The 15,394-nt window shown below is 48.9% G+C and carries 15 protein-coding genes; 12 read left to right on the forward strand and 3 right to left on the reverse strand.

What is annotated here, in order from left to right; all coding sequences use genetic code 11:
* Positions 1 to 78 precede the first annotated feature (78 nt).
* Positions 79 to 888, forward strand: a complete 810-nt coding sequence (locus tag DVG79_RS03345) for a GNAT family N-acetyltransferase (protein ID WP_114595451.1) — start codon at positions 79 to 81, stop codon at positions 886 to 888.
* Positions 889 to 970: 82 nt separating this feature from the next.
* Here the strand turns inward: DVG79_RS03345 and DVG79_RS03350 are convergent, their stop codons facing one another.
* Positions 971 to 1,942, reverse strand: coding sequence for a zinc-binding dehydrogenase (locus tag DVG79_RS03350; RefSeq protein ID WP_114595452.1), 972 nt, complete (start codon positions 1,940 to 1,942; stop codon positions 971 to 973).
* Position 1,943: 1 nt separating this feature from the next.
* Positions 1,944 to 2,435: a lactoylglutathione lyase family protein gene (locus tag DVG79_RS03355; protein WP_114595453.1), complete on the reverse strand. Its 492-nt coding sequence runs from the start codon at positions 2,433 to 2,435 to the stop codon at positions 1,944 to 1,946.
* 106 nt (positions 2,436 to 2,541) lie between these two features.
* Here DVG79_RS03355 and DVG79_RS03360 point away from each other — a divergent pair, with 106 nt between their 5' ends.
* The 4 genes from DVG79_RS03360 (at position 2,542) to DVG79_RS03375 (ending at position 5,587) form a co-directional block, all read left to right on the forward strand.
* The gene (locus tag DVG79_RS03360) at positions 2,542 to 2,841 is read left to right on the forward strand and encodes a winged helix-turn-helix transcriptional regulator (RefSeq protein ID WP_114595454.1); all 300 of its coding nucleotides are present in this window, start codon (positions 2,542 to 2,544) and stop codon (positions 2,839 to 2,841) included.
* 40 nt (positions 2,842 to 2,881) lie between these two features.
* Positions 2,882 to 3,571 carry a metal-dependent hydrolase gene (locus tag DVG79_RS03365; RefSeq protein ID WP_114595455.1) on the forward strand — a complete coding sequence of 230 codons (690 nt, stop codon included), beginning with the start codon at positions 2,882 to 2,884 and terminating at the stop codon, positions 3,569 to 3,571.
* Between the two features lie 208 nt (positions 3,572 to 3,779).
* Positions 3,780 to 4,679, forward strand: coding sequence for a DUF4097 family beta strand repeat-containing protein (locus DVG79_RS03370; RefSeq protein ID WP_114595456.1), 900 nt, complete (start codon positions 3,780 to 3,782; stop codon positions 4,677 to 4,679).
* Entirely contained in the window at positions 4,676 to 5,587 is a 912-nt protein-coding gene (locus DVG79_RS03375; RefSeq protein WP_114595457.1) for an FUSC family protein, read from the forward strand. The genes DVG79_RS03370 and DVG79_RS03375 overlap by 4 nt, the downstream gene beginning before the upstream one ends.
* 59 nt (positions 5,588 to 5,646) lie before the next feature.
* Here the strand turns inward: DVG79_RS03375 and DVG79_RS03380 are convergent, their stop codons facing one another.
* Positions 5,647 to 7,341, reverse strand: a complete 1,695-nt coding sequence (locus DVG79_RS03380; protein WP_114595458.1) for an Rqc2 family fibronectin-binding protein — start codon at positions 7,339 to 7,341, stop codon at positions 5,647 to 5,649.
* A 168-nt stretch (positions 7,342 to 7,509) separates the two neighbouring features.
* Between DVG79_RS03380 and gmk the strand changes: the two genes are divergently transcribed.
* From gmk to DVG79_RS03415, 7 genes are read left to right on the forward strand one after another with little or no spacing between them, the layout of a single operon-like run.
* Complete coding sequence (gmk, locus tag DVG79_RS03385) at positions 7,510 to 8,127, forward strand: guanylate kinase (RefSeq protein ID WP_188005445.1); 618 nt, start codon at positions 7,510 to 7,512, stop codon at positions 8,125 to 8,127.
* A 1-nt stretch (position 8,128) separates the two neighbouring features.
* Complete coding sequence (gene rpoZ, locus DVG79_RS03390; RefSeq protein ID WP_012370799.1) at positions 8,129 to 8,332, forward strand: DNA-directed RNA polymerase subunit omega; 204 nt, start codon at positions 8,129 to 8,131, stop codon at positions 8,330 to 8,332.
* A gap of 56 nt (positions 8,333 to 8,388) precedes the next feature.
* Complete coding sequence (coaBC, locus tag DVG79_RS03395) at positions 8,389 to 9,579, forward strand: bifunctional phosphopantothenoylcysteine decarboxylase/phosphopantothenate--cysteine ligase CoaBC (RefSeq protein WP_114595460.1); 1,191 nt, start codon at positions 8,389 to 8,391, stop codon at positions 9,577 to 9,579.
* On the forward strand, positions 9,576 to 11,900 hold the full coding sequence (gene priA, locus DVG79_RS03400; protein ID WP_114595461.1) for a primosomal protein N': 2,325 nt from the start codon (positions 9,576 to 9,578) through the stop codon (positions 11,898 to 11,900). The genes coaBC and priA overlap by 4 nt, the downstream gene beginning before the upstream one ends.
* 11 nt (positions 11,901 to 11,911) lie before the next feature.
* A complete protein-coding gene (gene fmt, locus DVG79_RS03405) occupies positions 11,912 to 13,297 on the forward strand; it encodes a methionyl-tRNA formyltransferase (RefSeq protein WP_114595462.1) in 1,386 nt (461 codons plus the stop codon).
* Entirely contained in the window at positions 13,294 to 14,634 is a 1,341-nt protein-coding gene (gene rsmB, locus DVG79_RS03410; protein WP_114595463.1) for a 16S rRNA (cytosine(967)-C(5))-methyltransferase RsmB, read from the forward strand. Before fmt ends, rsmB begins: the two co-directional genes overlap by 4 nt.
* A gap of 24 nt (positions 14,635 to 14,658) precedes the next feature.
* Entirely contained in the window at positions 14,659 to 15,393 is a 735-nt protein-coding gene (locus tag DVG79_RS03415) for a Stp1/IreP family PP2C-type Ser/Thr phosphatase (protein WP_114595464.1), read from the forward strand.
* Position 15,394: the final 1 nt, after the last annotated feature.

Raw genomic sequence — 15,394 nt, forward strand, 5'->3', positions numbered from 1 at the left:
GACGGAAATGATGAGAATCATCCGTCATGCGTTCTGTTTTTTGATACACTGAAAACAAAGAAAAGGAGCTGTTTTCAGATGTTGACCCATTATCGTGATTATGAGAGCTTCAAACAGGTTGCGCTCCCGTTGCTTGAACGACGACCTGATGTTCATCAGTTGCCGCTCGGGATACTCGAACGGGGGGATGTCCCGATTTTGATGGCGATTGCAGAAGAGGGAGACCGGACGATTGTCGTCCTGCAAACAATTGAAGAACAGGCGATCCTGGCAGGGGATGTGTTTACATACGAAGGAATCCGAAAGTTATCACGGATTTTGAACTGCCCCGGATATGTCGGCGAGCAGGCAATCATTAAACCGTTGCTGGCTTCGCACAGTCCGTTTCAAATCAAGATGGATCAAGGGATTTACGCATTGACGACGGTGATTCCTCCGGTAACGCTCGACTATGAGTTCCGTCTGATCGAGGAACGATTTGCTGATCAGGCTGTTGCGTTCGGCTGGTCATTCATCCAAGAGACCGGGGCCTTACCCGCGACAGAACGCAGTCGTTTGAAAAATGAACAAACGATCCGAAAACATATTCAAGCAGATACCTTGTTTGGTCTGTTCGACGGGGAGCAGTTGCTCGCGATGGCGTCTTCCAGTCGACCAACTGCTTCCGGTGTGACGATTTCGTATGTCTTCACCCCGCAAAAACGGCGGAAACAGGGGATTGCTTCTTACTTAGTGGCCTGTTTGTCCGAGCATTTATTACAGCAATATCCGATGGTGTCATTGTATACGGACTGGTCGAATCCGACGTCGAACAAGATTTATCAGGCAGTCGGCTTTGAACTCGTCGGACGTTCGGTACAAATTACGAAACGTCCGAAATACCAATGACCGGATGACACCATGAAAAAGCAGCAGTGCTTTCCTGAATCAGGAGGAAGCCCTGCTGCTTTTGTTGTAGAAATAAGGTGTGTTAAAACGTCGCGATGATTTTTCCGCGGACGTGGCGTTCTGACAAACGTTGTAAGCCTTTGACGATGTCTGCCGCCGGAATTTCTTCCGTGACGAGCGGATCCAGTTCTTTTGCTGCAACGAGTTTTAGAAGCTCATTCGCCATATGACCAAGGTTTCGAATGGCACGGTCATCTTCGCTCGCATAAGCAGCAGCGAGTGCGACTTCATGAACGGACGGAGAGAGCGTAAACGGTTTGACGACCGATTGATCGGGTCCACCGGCGATGAAGGCCAGTTGACCGGAAAAAGCGAGGCGTCCAAAATCAGCTGTTGCTTCGTCGCGACCTACCGTGTTGAAAATTAAATCAGCACCGCGACCGTTCGTCCAGTTTCGGATGGCTTCTGTTACGTTTTCTTTTTTATAGTCGATGGCAAGATCCGCACCGAGTTTCTTGACCCAATCGTGATTTTCCGTTGAGGCCGTCGTCGCAACGGAGAGCCCAAGACGTTTGGCGAGTTGGATCCCGATTCCGCCGACACCACCCGCACCGGCATGGATGAGGATCGTTTCTTTACCGGTCGTGTTCATCTTTTGAACGATTGCTTCATAGGCGGTCATCCCGGCACACAAAATCGCCGCTGCCTCGGTGAAGCTGACAGCATCCGGAATCTTGGCCAGGGCACGGGCATCGACGACTGCATATTCCGCAAAAGCTCCGTTTTTTTGGAGGTTCGTATGGATTGCCACCCGGTCACCGGGCTCGACCTCCGTTACGTTTTCCCCCACTTGTTCGACGATACCGGTTAAATCAACACCCGGAATATGCGGGTACGTCCAAGCCGGATTCTTCGTTGCTTTGTAATCAACAGGATTTAAAGCGGCCGCTTGGACGCGAATCATGGCCTGTCCTTCACCCGGTGTGGGGGTTTCGACTTCTTCAAATGTCCATTGATTGATAGTGTCGCCTGCGTGATTTAGCCATGCTTTCATTTTAATACGCTCCTTCCGAGTAGGTCAGTTCATACGAATGGGAATACAGTTCAACGAGGTTGCCGAACGGATCTTCACAGTACACCATCCGGTACGGTTTTTCGCCCGGATAATATTCACGGATCGGCATCCGTTGTTTGCCGCCGTGCGCGACGATTTTTTCGACCATGCCTTCGATGTCCGGATCTTGAATCGCATAGTGGAAAATACCTGTTTTCCAAAATTCAAAGTTGTTGTCCGGCTGTTCATTGTTCGGGAACTCAAATAACTCGATCCCGACCCGGTCACCCGTCGCCATATGCGCAATGCGGAATTTTTCCCAGCCGGCTCCGAAGACATCCGTACACATGACACCGATCGGCGAATCGTCTTCTACGACATCGGACGGTTCCATGATGATATACCAGCCCATGACCTCCGAGTAAAACGAAATGGCTTGTTCTAAGTTTGGGACAGACAGTCCGATGTGCGAAAAATTACGTGGATACGTCATAACATCCAGCTCCTTTGCATTTTGATTTACGACAACGATAACTTACGATACACTCGACTGCATAGTACGCACTTTGAAGTAACTACCTGAAGGAGAGACGGAAACAATGACGACAGAACAATTTCCAGTCAATCGGGCGCTCGCCATCATCGGCGGGAAATGGCGTCCACAGTTATATTGCACGCTAGAAGACGGTCCGAAACGTTTTTTAGAGTTACAACGCGCAATTCCGGGTATTTCGCGTAAAGTTTTGACCGATCAGTTAAAGGAACTCGAACGGCTCGGGATGGTTGAACGGATTGAATTTGATGAAGCCGTCTTACATGTCGAGTACCGGTTGACAGACGCCGCTTATACGTTACAACCTGCGGTAAAAGGTTTATGTGCCTGGGGAGAAGGGAACTAAATCTTCTGTTGATACCATTAATCTCAGGAGGTCATTTTAGATGAAGTTGACTTATCATGGACAGTCTACTGTCACCATCGAAACGAACGGGCACCATATCGTGATTGATCCATTTTTCAGCGGTAACGATCACGCGATGACGAAGCCGGAAGATGTCAAAGCAGATTTTATCTTGCTGACGCATGCGCACGCTGATCATATGCTGGATGCAGAAGCCATCGCAAAAGCAACCGGCGCAACGATTGTCGCAACACATGAACTGGCGACTTACCTCAGCTTCAAAGGTTTGAACGTGCATCCGATGAACCTGGGCGGACAGTTCGAATTTCCGTTTGGTAAAGTCAAAATGACGCAGGCATTCCACTCTTCAAGCATCATTGACGAAGAAAAACAGACAATCACGTATATGGGGATGCCAGCCGGTTTCTTATTGACGATTGAAGACAAAGTCATTTATCATGCGGGAGATACAGCACTGTTTGGTGATATGGCGCTCTACGGTGCGCATTATGACATCGACCTCGCCTTCTTGCCGATCGGAGATAACTATACGATGGGGCCTGATGATGCGTTAGTTGCAGCAGACATGCTCCAAGCGAAAGCAGTCGTTCCGGTCCATTACGATACATTCGATTTAATCAAACAGGACGCTGAGGCATTTTGTGCGAATCTCGAAGCACAAGGGCAGACGGGGCATGCGTTAAAAATTGACGCATCGATTGAACTCTAATATATGGCGAGACCTTCCATGTGAATGTTCTTCGAACATCGAAACGGACACTTTTTCTGATGAAGCAGGAAGAGGTGTTCGTTTTTTTGTTGTGCTCCATCCTCCGCCCGATGGCAATATGTGAACAATTTCGTATGATAAAGAAGGAATGTTGACAGACGAATCATAAATTCGGAATAATGGGAGAGAATTGGATGGAGGTAGACCAATGGAGGAGAACACAAGCAGAACGGAACGGAAACGGAAACAATCGTCATTTACACGTCTGAAAGACAAGCGACGGAAGGTGGCGGCATCATTTGATCGGATTGGTGCCCGCAAACCGATCCGGCGTCCACTGATCGTGTATGGATCGGTTCTTTTAAGTTTGCTGGTCTTATATACGGTGACGTTGTTTTTGACGACGGATTCCTTATCGCGGGGCGAAGCATTTAAAACGACGAAGCGGTATAAAACATTGCAAATCGATGCCCCGAACGGCACGATCAACTTTGTCCGGAGTACGGACGGAAACGTTCAATTGAAATTGGTCGATAGTGCGTCAAGTCAAAAACGATTAAAGATCGGGACGTCAGGAAATACATTGACGGTGACAGGACGTGATGGGTTTACCGCACGACTCGGGAACCGTCCGAGTGAGAAGCCGGGTGATTTTTCGATTCAGGTCGGATTACCGAACTATATGAATCGTATCGATGTCGACGCCGAGTCGATCAAAGGAATGGGTGTTTACGCCAAATCAATTAATCTGTCAGCCGAGACGATGGACTTAAATAAAATGGACGCCGATGATATTGTGCTGACAGGTCAAGGCAATATCAAAGCATCGAATATGAATGCCGTCCATGCTGAAGTGACGGCAGAATCGGTCAGTTTATCGGAATACGGTGCAAAACTCGATTTGACCGTCTCAACGATTGATGGTCCGATTCGATTGAAACCAACGAAAGCAGCGGGAACGATTGCTGTAACGACAGAGGGAGACATTAAAGCTTCCGACCGGTATACGAAACAAAAAGACGAAGATGTCGCTTTATTCGAGTTATCCAAACAAGAAAAACCGGAAGTGACTGTCGAGAGTGAAGTCGGGCAGGTGACGCTCGAGTGAAATTCCAGTTTCGTATTGGTCTCCGGACGATCAAGACCGGAATCGCTGTAGCGATTGCCCTCAGCTTTTCCTGGTATGTCTTCGGGATCTATTCAGGTATGGGCGCCGTCGCTGCCATCGTTGCGATGCAACCGACGATTCACCGGTCGTTTAAAATCGTCTTCAATCGGATTTTAGGAACGATTCTTGGATTAGTTTGTGGACTGGCGGTCGTCGCTACGCTTGGAGCAAATCCGTTGACGATTGGTCTCGCGGTCATCGTTTCGCTTGTCTTTAACTCGATGATTGGACGGACCGACATGTCGACGTTTGCCGCTTTTGCGATCGTCCTGATGTTTGAGAGTCCGACAGCTGACTATGTCCATTACGCGTTGACGCGGTCATTATTGACGGTCGTCGGTGTCTTATCCGCTGTCGCCGTCAACTATATCGTCTTCCCGCCGCACTACGAAGACCGCTTGTTGTTGTTCGTCAAAAAGACGACCAAACAATTGATGGAGGACTGGCGGAGTCTGGTCAAAGACGATGCGAAATTACTGACGGTCCGTAAACAGGTCTTAAAACATGAGGAAATGATCATCATGCTGCAAGAAGATCAGAAATATCCACTGGTTGCCAGTGGTCAGAGTAAAGCATTCATTCAATTGAAACAGCTTGTAGATCTGGAAGATAAACTTCTATTGCTTCTCGAGAGTATCGCCAGTCATCGTGACTTGCCGATGTCAGACGAGCAGGAGAAGGTACTTGGACAAGAAATCGATTTTCTGCTCAGCCATCATTATGATGTGATCTTTTCACATGACCGCGATCAGCCGATGTTCAGCTTTGACCAGGAAGTGAGTGAGGTCAAAGACATCATCAACGGACACTTGCTGGATTACCGGGAACAACTCGAAAAAATGAAATAAAAAAACGTCGTCCTCGAGACCCTTTTTCAATCGAAAAAGAGTGAGGGCGACGTTTTGGTTTAAGGTGTCCGCAATGACTGGACGAGATCGGCGTCCGGTGTGACGTAAAGTGTCGTTTGATCCGTATAGATGACGAATCCCGGTTTGGCACCACTCGGCTTTTTGACATAACGGAGTTCTGTGAAATCGACCGGGACCTGACTCGATTCACGGGCTTTTGAATAGTAGGCAGCAACAATTGCTGCTTCTTTCAGGGTAGTCTCATCCGGCTGTTCACTGCGAATGATGACGTGTGAACCGGGAATATCTTTTGTATGCAACCACGTCTCGGACCGACGTCCAAATTTAAAGGTCGCATAATCATTTTGTTTATTGTTTTTCCCGACGAAAAATGGAATACCGGTCGAAGATTGATACGCCTCGAGTTTCGGGACGAGCGGTTTCTTTTTCTTTTTACTGCGCTCCCGGACATAACCTTCTTCGACGAGCTCTTCCCGCATCTCCCGAATGTCTTCCGGGGAAGCGACATCGAGTTGTGCCAGCAAGGACTCAAAATAATTGATTTCGAGCTGATTTTTCTCAAGCTGCTTCGCTACTTCAATTTTAGCGGTCTTCAATTTGTTGTACCGTTTGTAATAGCGCTGGGCATTTTCATTCGGTGAAAAGCGGGGATCAAGGGCAATCGTAATTTCCTTGCCGTCTTCCTCATAATAATCGACGACGGTTGCTTCTTTCATCCCGCGTTCGAGCTGGTACAGGTAGGTCGTCAATAATTCCCCTTTATGTTTCAACTCGTCCATCTTTTCCGTGGCGGCGAGATCACGCTCGAGTTTCGTTCGTTTGAGAATGTTTTTATCGTATTCACTTTTGATGAACCGTTCCAGGTCGGCAGCCTGCTGTTTGACGCGATCCCGATTCGATTTCTGGTGGAAAAATGCATCGAGGACGTCTCCGCTCGTTGCGAACGTCTTTTCTTCAACAATCTCTCCATGATGGAGCGCGACAGGCGAGAACCGTTCTTTTCCGTTTGCGAGACGCTGGAAATAATAAGGTCCTGTCAGTTCACCCAGTATGGAATGAATGGCCTGCGCCAGCGACGTCCGGTTTGCAAGTCCAGCCCGTGATACGATCTCGGCAGTGATTTGCGGTGAAAAACCACTGAACAATCCTAATAATTGACGATCAATCTTTCCGGCATTCCAATCAATCCGGTGTAACGTCTGTTCGATGTCACCGGTCAACGGATCGACTTTATCCTGTTCCGGAGGCAATTGATACTGTAGACCCGGCATGATAGTCCGGAATGTATTTTGGCTGAGCGGAAGATGTTTGATGGCATCCAAAATTTTATCCTGTCCATCTGTCAGCAGGATGTTGGAGTGGCGGCCCATCAGTTCGATGTACAGCTTCTTGGCTTCTTCATCCCCGAGTTCATTTCGTGAACGGACGCGCATTAAGATGACCCGGTCACGTCCAAGTTGCTCAATCGATTCGATGAAGCCACCTTCGAGATGCTTCCGGAGCATCATACAAAACATCGGCGGTTCGCTTGGATTGCTCGTCGACTCCGATGTCAGATGAAGCCGTGCGTACATCGCATTGGCCGATGCGAGCAACATCACGTTTTTTCGTTCTGCCCGGACACTGAAAATCAAATCGAGTGCATACGGTTGATGTATTTTATTAATCCGTGCTCCAACGAGCGGTTGGAGTTCCCGGACGACACGTGTCGTCATTAGTCCATCAAAAGCCATGATATTACCTTCTTTCTTGATTTCGTTTCCACTTTCTAAAGGTAACAGAAAGTGCACGGTTATGGTATGATTAAGCAGTCGAGCTGAAAAAGACCACTTGCGAACTTCCTATCTCTACTGCTAATATGAAACAATGTGAAGTTTGTTAGATGGAGGGGTTCTGAAGTGATTTTTAAAGAGCGTGGCTTATTACTCGTATTGTCTGGTCCGAGTGGTGTCGGTAAAGGAACGGTTTGCCGTGCTTTACGCGAAGACGAAGACAACAATTTGCACTATTCGGTGTCATGTACGACACGCAAACCGCGTGAGGGAGAAGTGGATGGTGTCCATTATTTCTTCAAGACACGTGAAGAATTCGAAAGTATGATTGCCAATAATCAATTGCTCGAGCATGCGGAATTCGTCGGCAATTATTATGGTACACCCGTCGATTGGGTCAACAAAATCTTGGATGAAGGAAAAGACGTCATCTTAGAAATTGAAGTGCAGGGTGCGATGCAGGTTAAGGAACATTTTCCGGAAGCTGTTTTTCTGTTTTTGGCTCCGCCAAGTCTACAGGAACTTCGTAACCGACTTGTTGGACGTGGAACGGAATCAGAAGAAGTCATCAAACAACGTCTTCTTGTTGCGAAAGAAGAGATTGAGATGATGGATGCTTATGATTACGTCGTCACGAATGATGAGATCCATAAAGCATGTGACAGAATTCAAGCAATCGTCACTGCAGAACATTGTAGCCGGGAACGCGTTGCGTCCTTGTATAAAAAAGCCATGGAGGTCAAATAACATGTTATATCCATCAGTAGACAAGCTTCAAAAGACGGTCCCTTCGAAATACACAATCGTGACGGTCGCAGCAAAACGTGCGCGTCAAATCCAAGACGGGAAACGCGTGAAAGTAGCGAACCCGAAATCATACAAACCAGTCGGAAAAGCGCTCGAAGAACTCTTTTCTGGTGAAGTCGTGGTTACGAACCAACCGCAAGACTAATTTTGAAGCAGCCACTCCTCATTGTGGCTGTTTTTTTCAATAAGGAGGAATTCATCATGCTAACGAATCGTAACATCCTATTATGTGTCGGAGGCGGAATCGCTTCATATAAAGCAGCGGCCTTGGCATCGAAACTCGTTCAGGCCGGAGCGAACGTTCAAGTCGCGATGACGAAGAATGCCCAACAATTCGTCGGGAAAACGACGTTTGCCGCCTTGACGCGAAAACCGGTCTATGATGATGTCTTCATCGAGCATGATGCATCCAAGATTGCCCACATCGATTTAGCAGATGAAGCTGATTTGATCGTCGTGGCTCCTGCGACGGCCAATCTGATTGCGAAACTGGCGCACGGAATCGCCGATGATTTCATTACGACGACGATTTTAGCGGCGACGTGTCCGGTCGTTGTTGCTCCGGCGATGAACGTCAATATGCTCGAACATCCGGCGACGGTGCGAAATATGGACCGGCTGATGGCAGACGGAGTCCATTTGATTGCACCCGGCGTCGGGAATTTGGCATGCGGTTGGGTCGGAAAAGGGCGGTTGCCTGAACCGGAAGAATTGGTCGAGACATTATCCGGTCTTTTCGAAACTAAAAAACTGGAAAACCGCCATGTCCTGGTCAGTGCCGGTCCGACGGTGGAACGAATTGATCCGGTTCGTTATTTGACGAACGATTCATCTGGAAAGATGGGTATCGCGCTTGCGGAAGCGGCCCGGGATGCTGGAGCAACCGTCACACTTGTTCACGGTCCGGTCCGTGGGACAGTGCCGACCGGTATGACGACGATTGCTGTCGAATCCGGTCAGGAAATGCTCGAAGCGATGTTAGCCGTCTATGACAAACAAGACCTGGTCATCATGGCAGCGGCGGTCGCAGACTATCGCCCGACTGTCCAATATGATCGCAAACAAAAGAAAATCGACGGACCGTTACGGATTGAACTGGAAGAGACGACTGATATCTTACGAACACTTGGTGAGCGGAAGACCAAACAGATTTTAGTAGGGTTTGCAGCAGAGACGGAAAACCTGGAAACACATGCGCAACAAAAACTGATTCGAAAACAGGCGGATTTCATCGTCGCAAATGATGTCTCCCGTGCGGACATCGGTTTTTCGAGTGATGAAAATCAAGTCACGGTCTACGGTAAAAGTAATGAAGCCGTCCATTACGATCAACAAGCGAAGACCCGATTAGCAACCGCATTAATCGAACAGTTCGCGGAGGCCTTACGATGATTGCTGAAGTCATCGTCGATGTCGCTGCGGCGACGGTCGACCGGCCCTTTGACTATGAAGTACCGGATTTATGGCGTGATCTCGTCGTTCCCGGTATGCGTGTCGAAGTGCCGTTTGGTCCGCGGGCGTTGCTCGGAATCGTCGTAGCCGTGAAGGATGGGACCGATCTCGCACGAATTAAACCGATCGTACGTGTTCTCGATGAGACTCCGACGTATACGGAAGAATTACTTCGACTGTCGAGTTATTTATCAGAGACAACCCTTTGCTATCAGGCGACGGCACTGCTTGCGATGTTGCCCGCTGCTTTGAAAGTCAGTTATGATAAACTGATTTTGGCGGAAGACCCGCGGCTGGTTCACTGGAACCAGAAGAAAATCAGCCAGTTTCCGAGTGAAGTCCAACAACAGATATTAGTGGCTGCCCAAAATGGGGATATCCGACTGCAACCGATCGTCAAAGAAAAGAAGACGTCTAAAACCGACAAACGGATCCGCCTGCTTGATGCGACGATTGAATTATCGAAACAAGCTACCAAGCAGATTCTGTTCCGTGATTATCTGACGGAACGACCGGAAGTGTTATGGAGTGAAGTGATGCATGAACTCGATTTGACCGTCAGCATTCTCAACAGTCTGGAGAAAAAAGGCGTCATTACAGTTGAGACGATTGATGTGAACCGAAATCCGTATGAACATCTTGTCCAGGATATCTTTGTTCCTTCCACGTTGACGACGCACCAGCAGGATGCCGTCGATGCGATTACGGCACCGGATGAAACACATACGTTTTTACTCCATGGGGTGACCGGGAGCGGGAAAACGGAAGTGTATCTCGAATCGATTCATACCATGCTTGAACGGGGACGCCAAGCCATTCTGCTCGTACCGGAGATCAGTTTGACACCGATGATGGTCAAACGTTTTAAACGACGGTTCGGAGACCGTGTCGCCGTGTTGCACAGCGGGTTGTCGTTAGGTGAAAAATACGATGAATGGCGCAAAATTTCGCATGGAGAAGTGGACGTCGTCGTCGGAGCACGATCTGCGATTTTTGCACCATTGACGAACATCGGTGTGATCATTTTAGACGAAGAACATGAAACGACCTATAAACAAGAAGAAAATCCGCGGTATCATACCCGGGACGTGGCAACATGGCGAGCGGCATACCATAAATGTCCCGTCGTCCTTGGAAGTGCGACGCCGATTCTAGAGACGTATGCACGCTCTCAGAAAGGGGTCTATCGTTACCTCCCTCTAACAGAACGATTCGGAGGCGAACTTCCACCGGTCGAGATCATCGATATGCGAAAAGAACTAGAACGCGGCAATCGAACGCCGTTCAGCCTCGCGCTCGTCGAAGGAATCAAACAGCGCATCGAGCGGGGCGAACAGACGGTCTTGCTCCTCAATCGACGGGGATACACGACATTCGTGCTGTGCCGGGATTGTGGAGAAACGCTTCAATGTCCTCATTGCGCTGTCAATCTGACGTATCATCAACACCAAGATTGTCTGAAGTGTCATTATTGCGGATTTGAAGCAGCAATGCCGAAAACGTGTCCGTCGTGTGAATCGAAAAAAATTCGGCAGTTCGGTACCGGAACGCAAAAAATCGAAGAAGAACTGGCACATTTAATTCCGGAAGCGAAAATCATTCGGATGGATCAGGACACGACGTCACGCAAAGGGGCGCATGAAAAATTGTTAAATGCGTTTGAGCGCGGCGAAGGAAACATTTTGCTCGGAACACAAATGATTGCCAAAGGACTTGATTTTCCGAATGTGACACTGGTCGGTGTCATTGCGGCGGATGCCACACTCGGAATTCCCGATTTTCGGGCGAGTGAACGAACGTTTCAGTTGATCACACAGGTTTCAGGGCGGGCCGGTCGGGGAGCACTTGCCGGGCAATCGATCATTCAGACGTATAACCCGGATCATTATGTCATCCAGACGGCAAAACGGCACGACTATGAAGCGTTTTATAAGCGGGAGATGCAGTTGCGCAAGTTAGGGGGGCATCCGCCCTTCTGGTTTTTAGGATTGATCACGATTTCAGCGGCCCATCCGCTCGAAGCCCAAGCGGAAGCAGAAGCGATTGCCGGACAACTCCGGCATTTGGAATCAGACGACTTGGTTGTCAACGGTCCGCTCGAAGCGCCGCTCGCACGGTTGAAAAACATGTATCGCCAACAGGTGATTTTAAAACATAAAGGTCAAGAAGAGGTACGGGAGGCACTCCGTGCGATGCTTGCGTTACGCATCAAACAAAAAGTCCAAGTAACAGTGGATTTAAATCCATTTGTATTCATGTGAGGTGGCAAATTATGTACAAAGTTGTAGAAGTACCAAATGAAGTATTACGTCAAAAATGCCAACGCGTAACGAAGTTTGATAAGAGATTAGGGAAAATGATTGATCGTATGTTCGATACGATGTATGAATATGATGGTGTCGGACTTGCTGCGCCACAAATCAATCAGCCGATTCGTGTCGCTGTCGTCCATACGGATGATGAAACGGGACCAATTGAGCTGATTAACCCAGAAATCATCGAAGCATCCGGTTCAGAAATCGATGACGAAGGATGTTTGAGTATGCCGGGAATTTTCGGACCGGTCGAACGGTTCGAGCAAATCGTCGTCAAATCACAAGACCGTCTAGGACGGAGTGTCAAAATTAAGGCGAATGGTTTTTTTGCACGGGCGATTCAACACGAAATGGATCATCTGGACGGTGTATTGTTTACGGATAAATTAGTCGAAACAGAAGCATCCCCTCGCGTCGTCTTCATGGGGACGCCGGACTTTGCCGCCAATACGCTCCGTGAAGTGATTGATGCCGGTTATGATGTCGTCGGTGTCGTCTCTCAGCCTGATAAACCCGTTGGACGCAAACGTGAAATCAAACCAACACCGGTGAAGGAAGTTGCGCTGGCTCACGACATTCCTGTCTTACAACCCGTTAAAATCCGGGAAGATTATCAAGACTTACTCGACTTGAACCCGGACCTGATCATTACGGCTGCTTACGGACAAATCGTTCCGACGGCCGTGCTTGAAGCACCGCGATATGGTGCGATTAATGTCCATGCGTCCTTGCTGCCGAAGTATCGCGGCGGCGCTCCGATTCATCAAGCCATTATCGATGGTGAAGCGGAAACGGGAGTCACAATCATGTATATGGTGGACCGGTTGGATGCAGGCGACATGTTATCAAAAATCATCGTGCCGATCGAAGAACGTGATACAGTCGGAACGATGTTTGACAAACTCAGTGCTGCCGGTGCCCGCCTGCTAATCGAAACATTACCGCAGTTGATTGCGGGAACATTGACACCGGAAGCGCAACGGGAAGAAGACGTCACGTTTTCTCCGAATATCAGCAGGGAACGGGAACGACTTGATTTTTCACGTCCCGGAGAAGCGTTATACAATCAAATCCGCGGAATGAATCCCTTCCCGAGTGCGTATACGATGCTTGGTTCAGACCGTCTGAAAGTCTACTTTGCTGAAAAAGTCCCGGGTCACGGACCGGCGGGCGAAATCATTGCCCTTGAAGCCGACGGACCGGTCATCGCAACCGGATCGGATGTCGCCTTGAAATTAGTAGATGTACAACCGGCCGGAAAAAAACGGATGGACGGTGCCACATTTATGCGTGGTGTCGGACAGACATTGACGATTGGACAGAAAGTAGGCGAACAAGCATGAACGTCAGAGATGCAGCAGTAACAACTTTATTAAAAATTGGTCAAGGTGGGGCTTTCTCCACGATTTCCGTCCACCAGATGCTTGAAAAACGTGCCATTTCAAAAGCAGATGTCGGCTTATATACGGAACTGGTGTACGGAACGCTCAGCCGTGAATTGACACTCGACTATATTTTAGAACCGTTCTTAACGAAACAAAAGAAGCTCGATCCATTCATTCGTCCGTTATTACGAATGAGCGTCTATCAACTGTTTTATCTCGACCGGATTCCGGATCATGCCGTCATCAACGAGGCAGTTGAGATTGCCAAGACACGCGGTAAACCGCACATTGCGAAAGTCGTCAACGGTGTGCTGCGGAACGTCCTTCGACAAGGAAAACCTGATTTCTCAGCGATTCCTTCAGTGGTCGACCGAATCAGTATCGAGACAAGCCATCCGGCATGGCTAGTCGAACGGTGGATTGAATTATTCGGAGAAGAAGAAACATGGCAGATGTGCCGACTGAACAATGAACCGGCTCCCGTCACCGTCCGTGTCAACCGGACCCGGACAGACAGACGAGAAGCGATTGAATTACTGGAAGCCCAGGGCGTCAGTGCGAAACCGGCCCATGTGGCGCCAGACGGTCTCGAAATCATCAGTGGCAGCGTGCAACAGACGGATTTATTGGAACGTGGGTACCTGTCGCTCCAGGACGAAAGTTCGATGCTCGTTGCTGCGGCGTTAGGTGCACAACCGACAGATCGTGTCCTGGACAGCTGCGCGGCGCCAGGCGGGAAAGCGATGCATATCGCGGAAGGTTTGGCGAACGGCTCGCTGTTGGCACTGGATCTTCATCCACACAAAGTGAAATTGCTAGAAAAACAGGCAGTTCGTCTTAGACTTGAAAATGTTCAGGCGGAAGCACTGGATGCCCGTCAAGCGGGCACCCGTTTTGAGGCGGCGTCGTTTGACCGGGTACTGGTCGACGCACCGTGTTCGGGACTCGGTGTCATTCGCCGGAAACCCGATATCAAGTGGACGAAACGTCCGGAAGATTTAACGCAGTTGCCGGTCATTCAGCGGCAGATTCTGGAAGCGGTTCTTCCGTTGGTCAAACCGGACGGAACATTCGTCTATTCGACCTGTACGATGGATCCGCTCGAAAATGAGCAGCAAACGGACTATATTCTCAGCCAAGGATTTGTTTTTGACGAAACATTCAAAACACGGATGCCGGAAGCCGTTCAATCGCTGATTGGTGAACGGGCTGAATTGAAATTACTCCCGACATCACTTGGTACAGATGGTTTTTATATCGCTGCATTCAAAAAAGTGAATGAACCAACAGGATAATAAAAAACGATGAGGAGGACGGGTATGGAGTTAGCTTATTTGACGACGACTGGAAAGATCCGTTCAAAAAATGAGGACACGGTCTTATTGGTAGGCGATGCGACACAAGGATTAGCTGTCGTCGCTGACGGCATGGGGGGACATGCAGCCGGTGAAACGGCGAGTGCCATCGTCAAGCAGATTTTTGCCGAAGCATACGCAGATATGCCAAACCGCCCGATGGAGTTATCTTCCTGGATTGAACGATTAGTGAAAGAAGCCAATGCGCAGATTCAACGTTTTTCTCAAGTCGAAAATTTGTCGATTGTCGGCACGACGATGGCCTGTGTCTGCTGGTCGGATGATTTACTTGTCATTGGACACGTAGGGGACAGCCGCGTCTATGCCCTGGAAGCAGGACAATTAAAACAGCTGACGGATGACCATTCCTATGTCAACATGCTCAAACAATTAGGGGAATTATCGGAAGCAGAGCTTGAAAATCATCCCCGTCGTAATGTCATTACACGATCCGTCGGTTCGAACGAGTCCGTGGATGTCGACATTCAAGTCCGGGATGCACCGGACTATGATATCGTGTTAGTGTGCAGCGACGGCTTGTCGGATGAGGTGCCTCATGAAGTCATCGAGCAGTTGCTTCAAGAAGATGCACCGCTCGATACGATTGTCGAACGTCTCGTATCCGAGGCGAATGACCGGGGAGGCGCAGACAACATTACGATTGCTGCAATCCGTTTTAAAGAAAGAGAGAGGATCTGAA

It is taken from the genome of Exiguobacterium sp. RIT594, from assembly GCF_003339585.1.
In the GTDB taxonomy this organism is placed as follows: Bacteria; Bacillota; Bacilli; order Exiguobacteriales; family Exiguobacteriaceae; genus Exiguobacterium_A.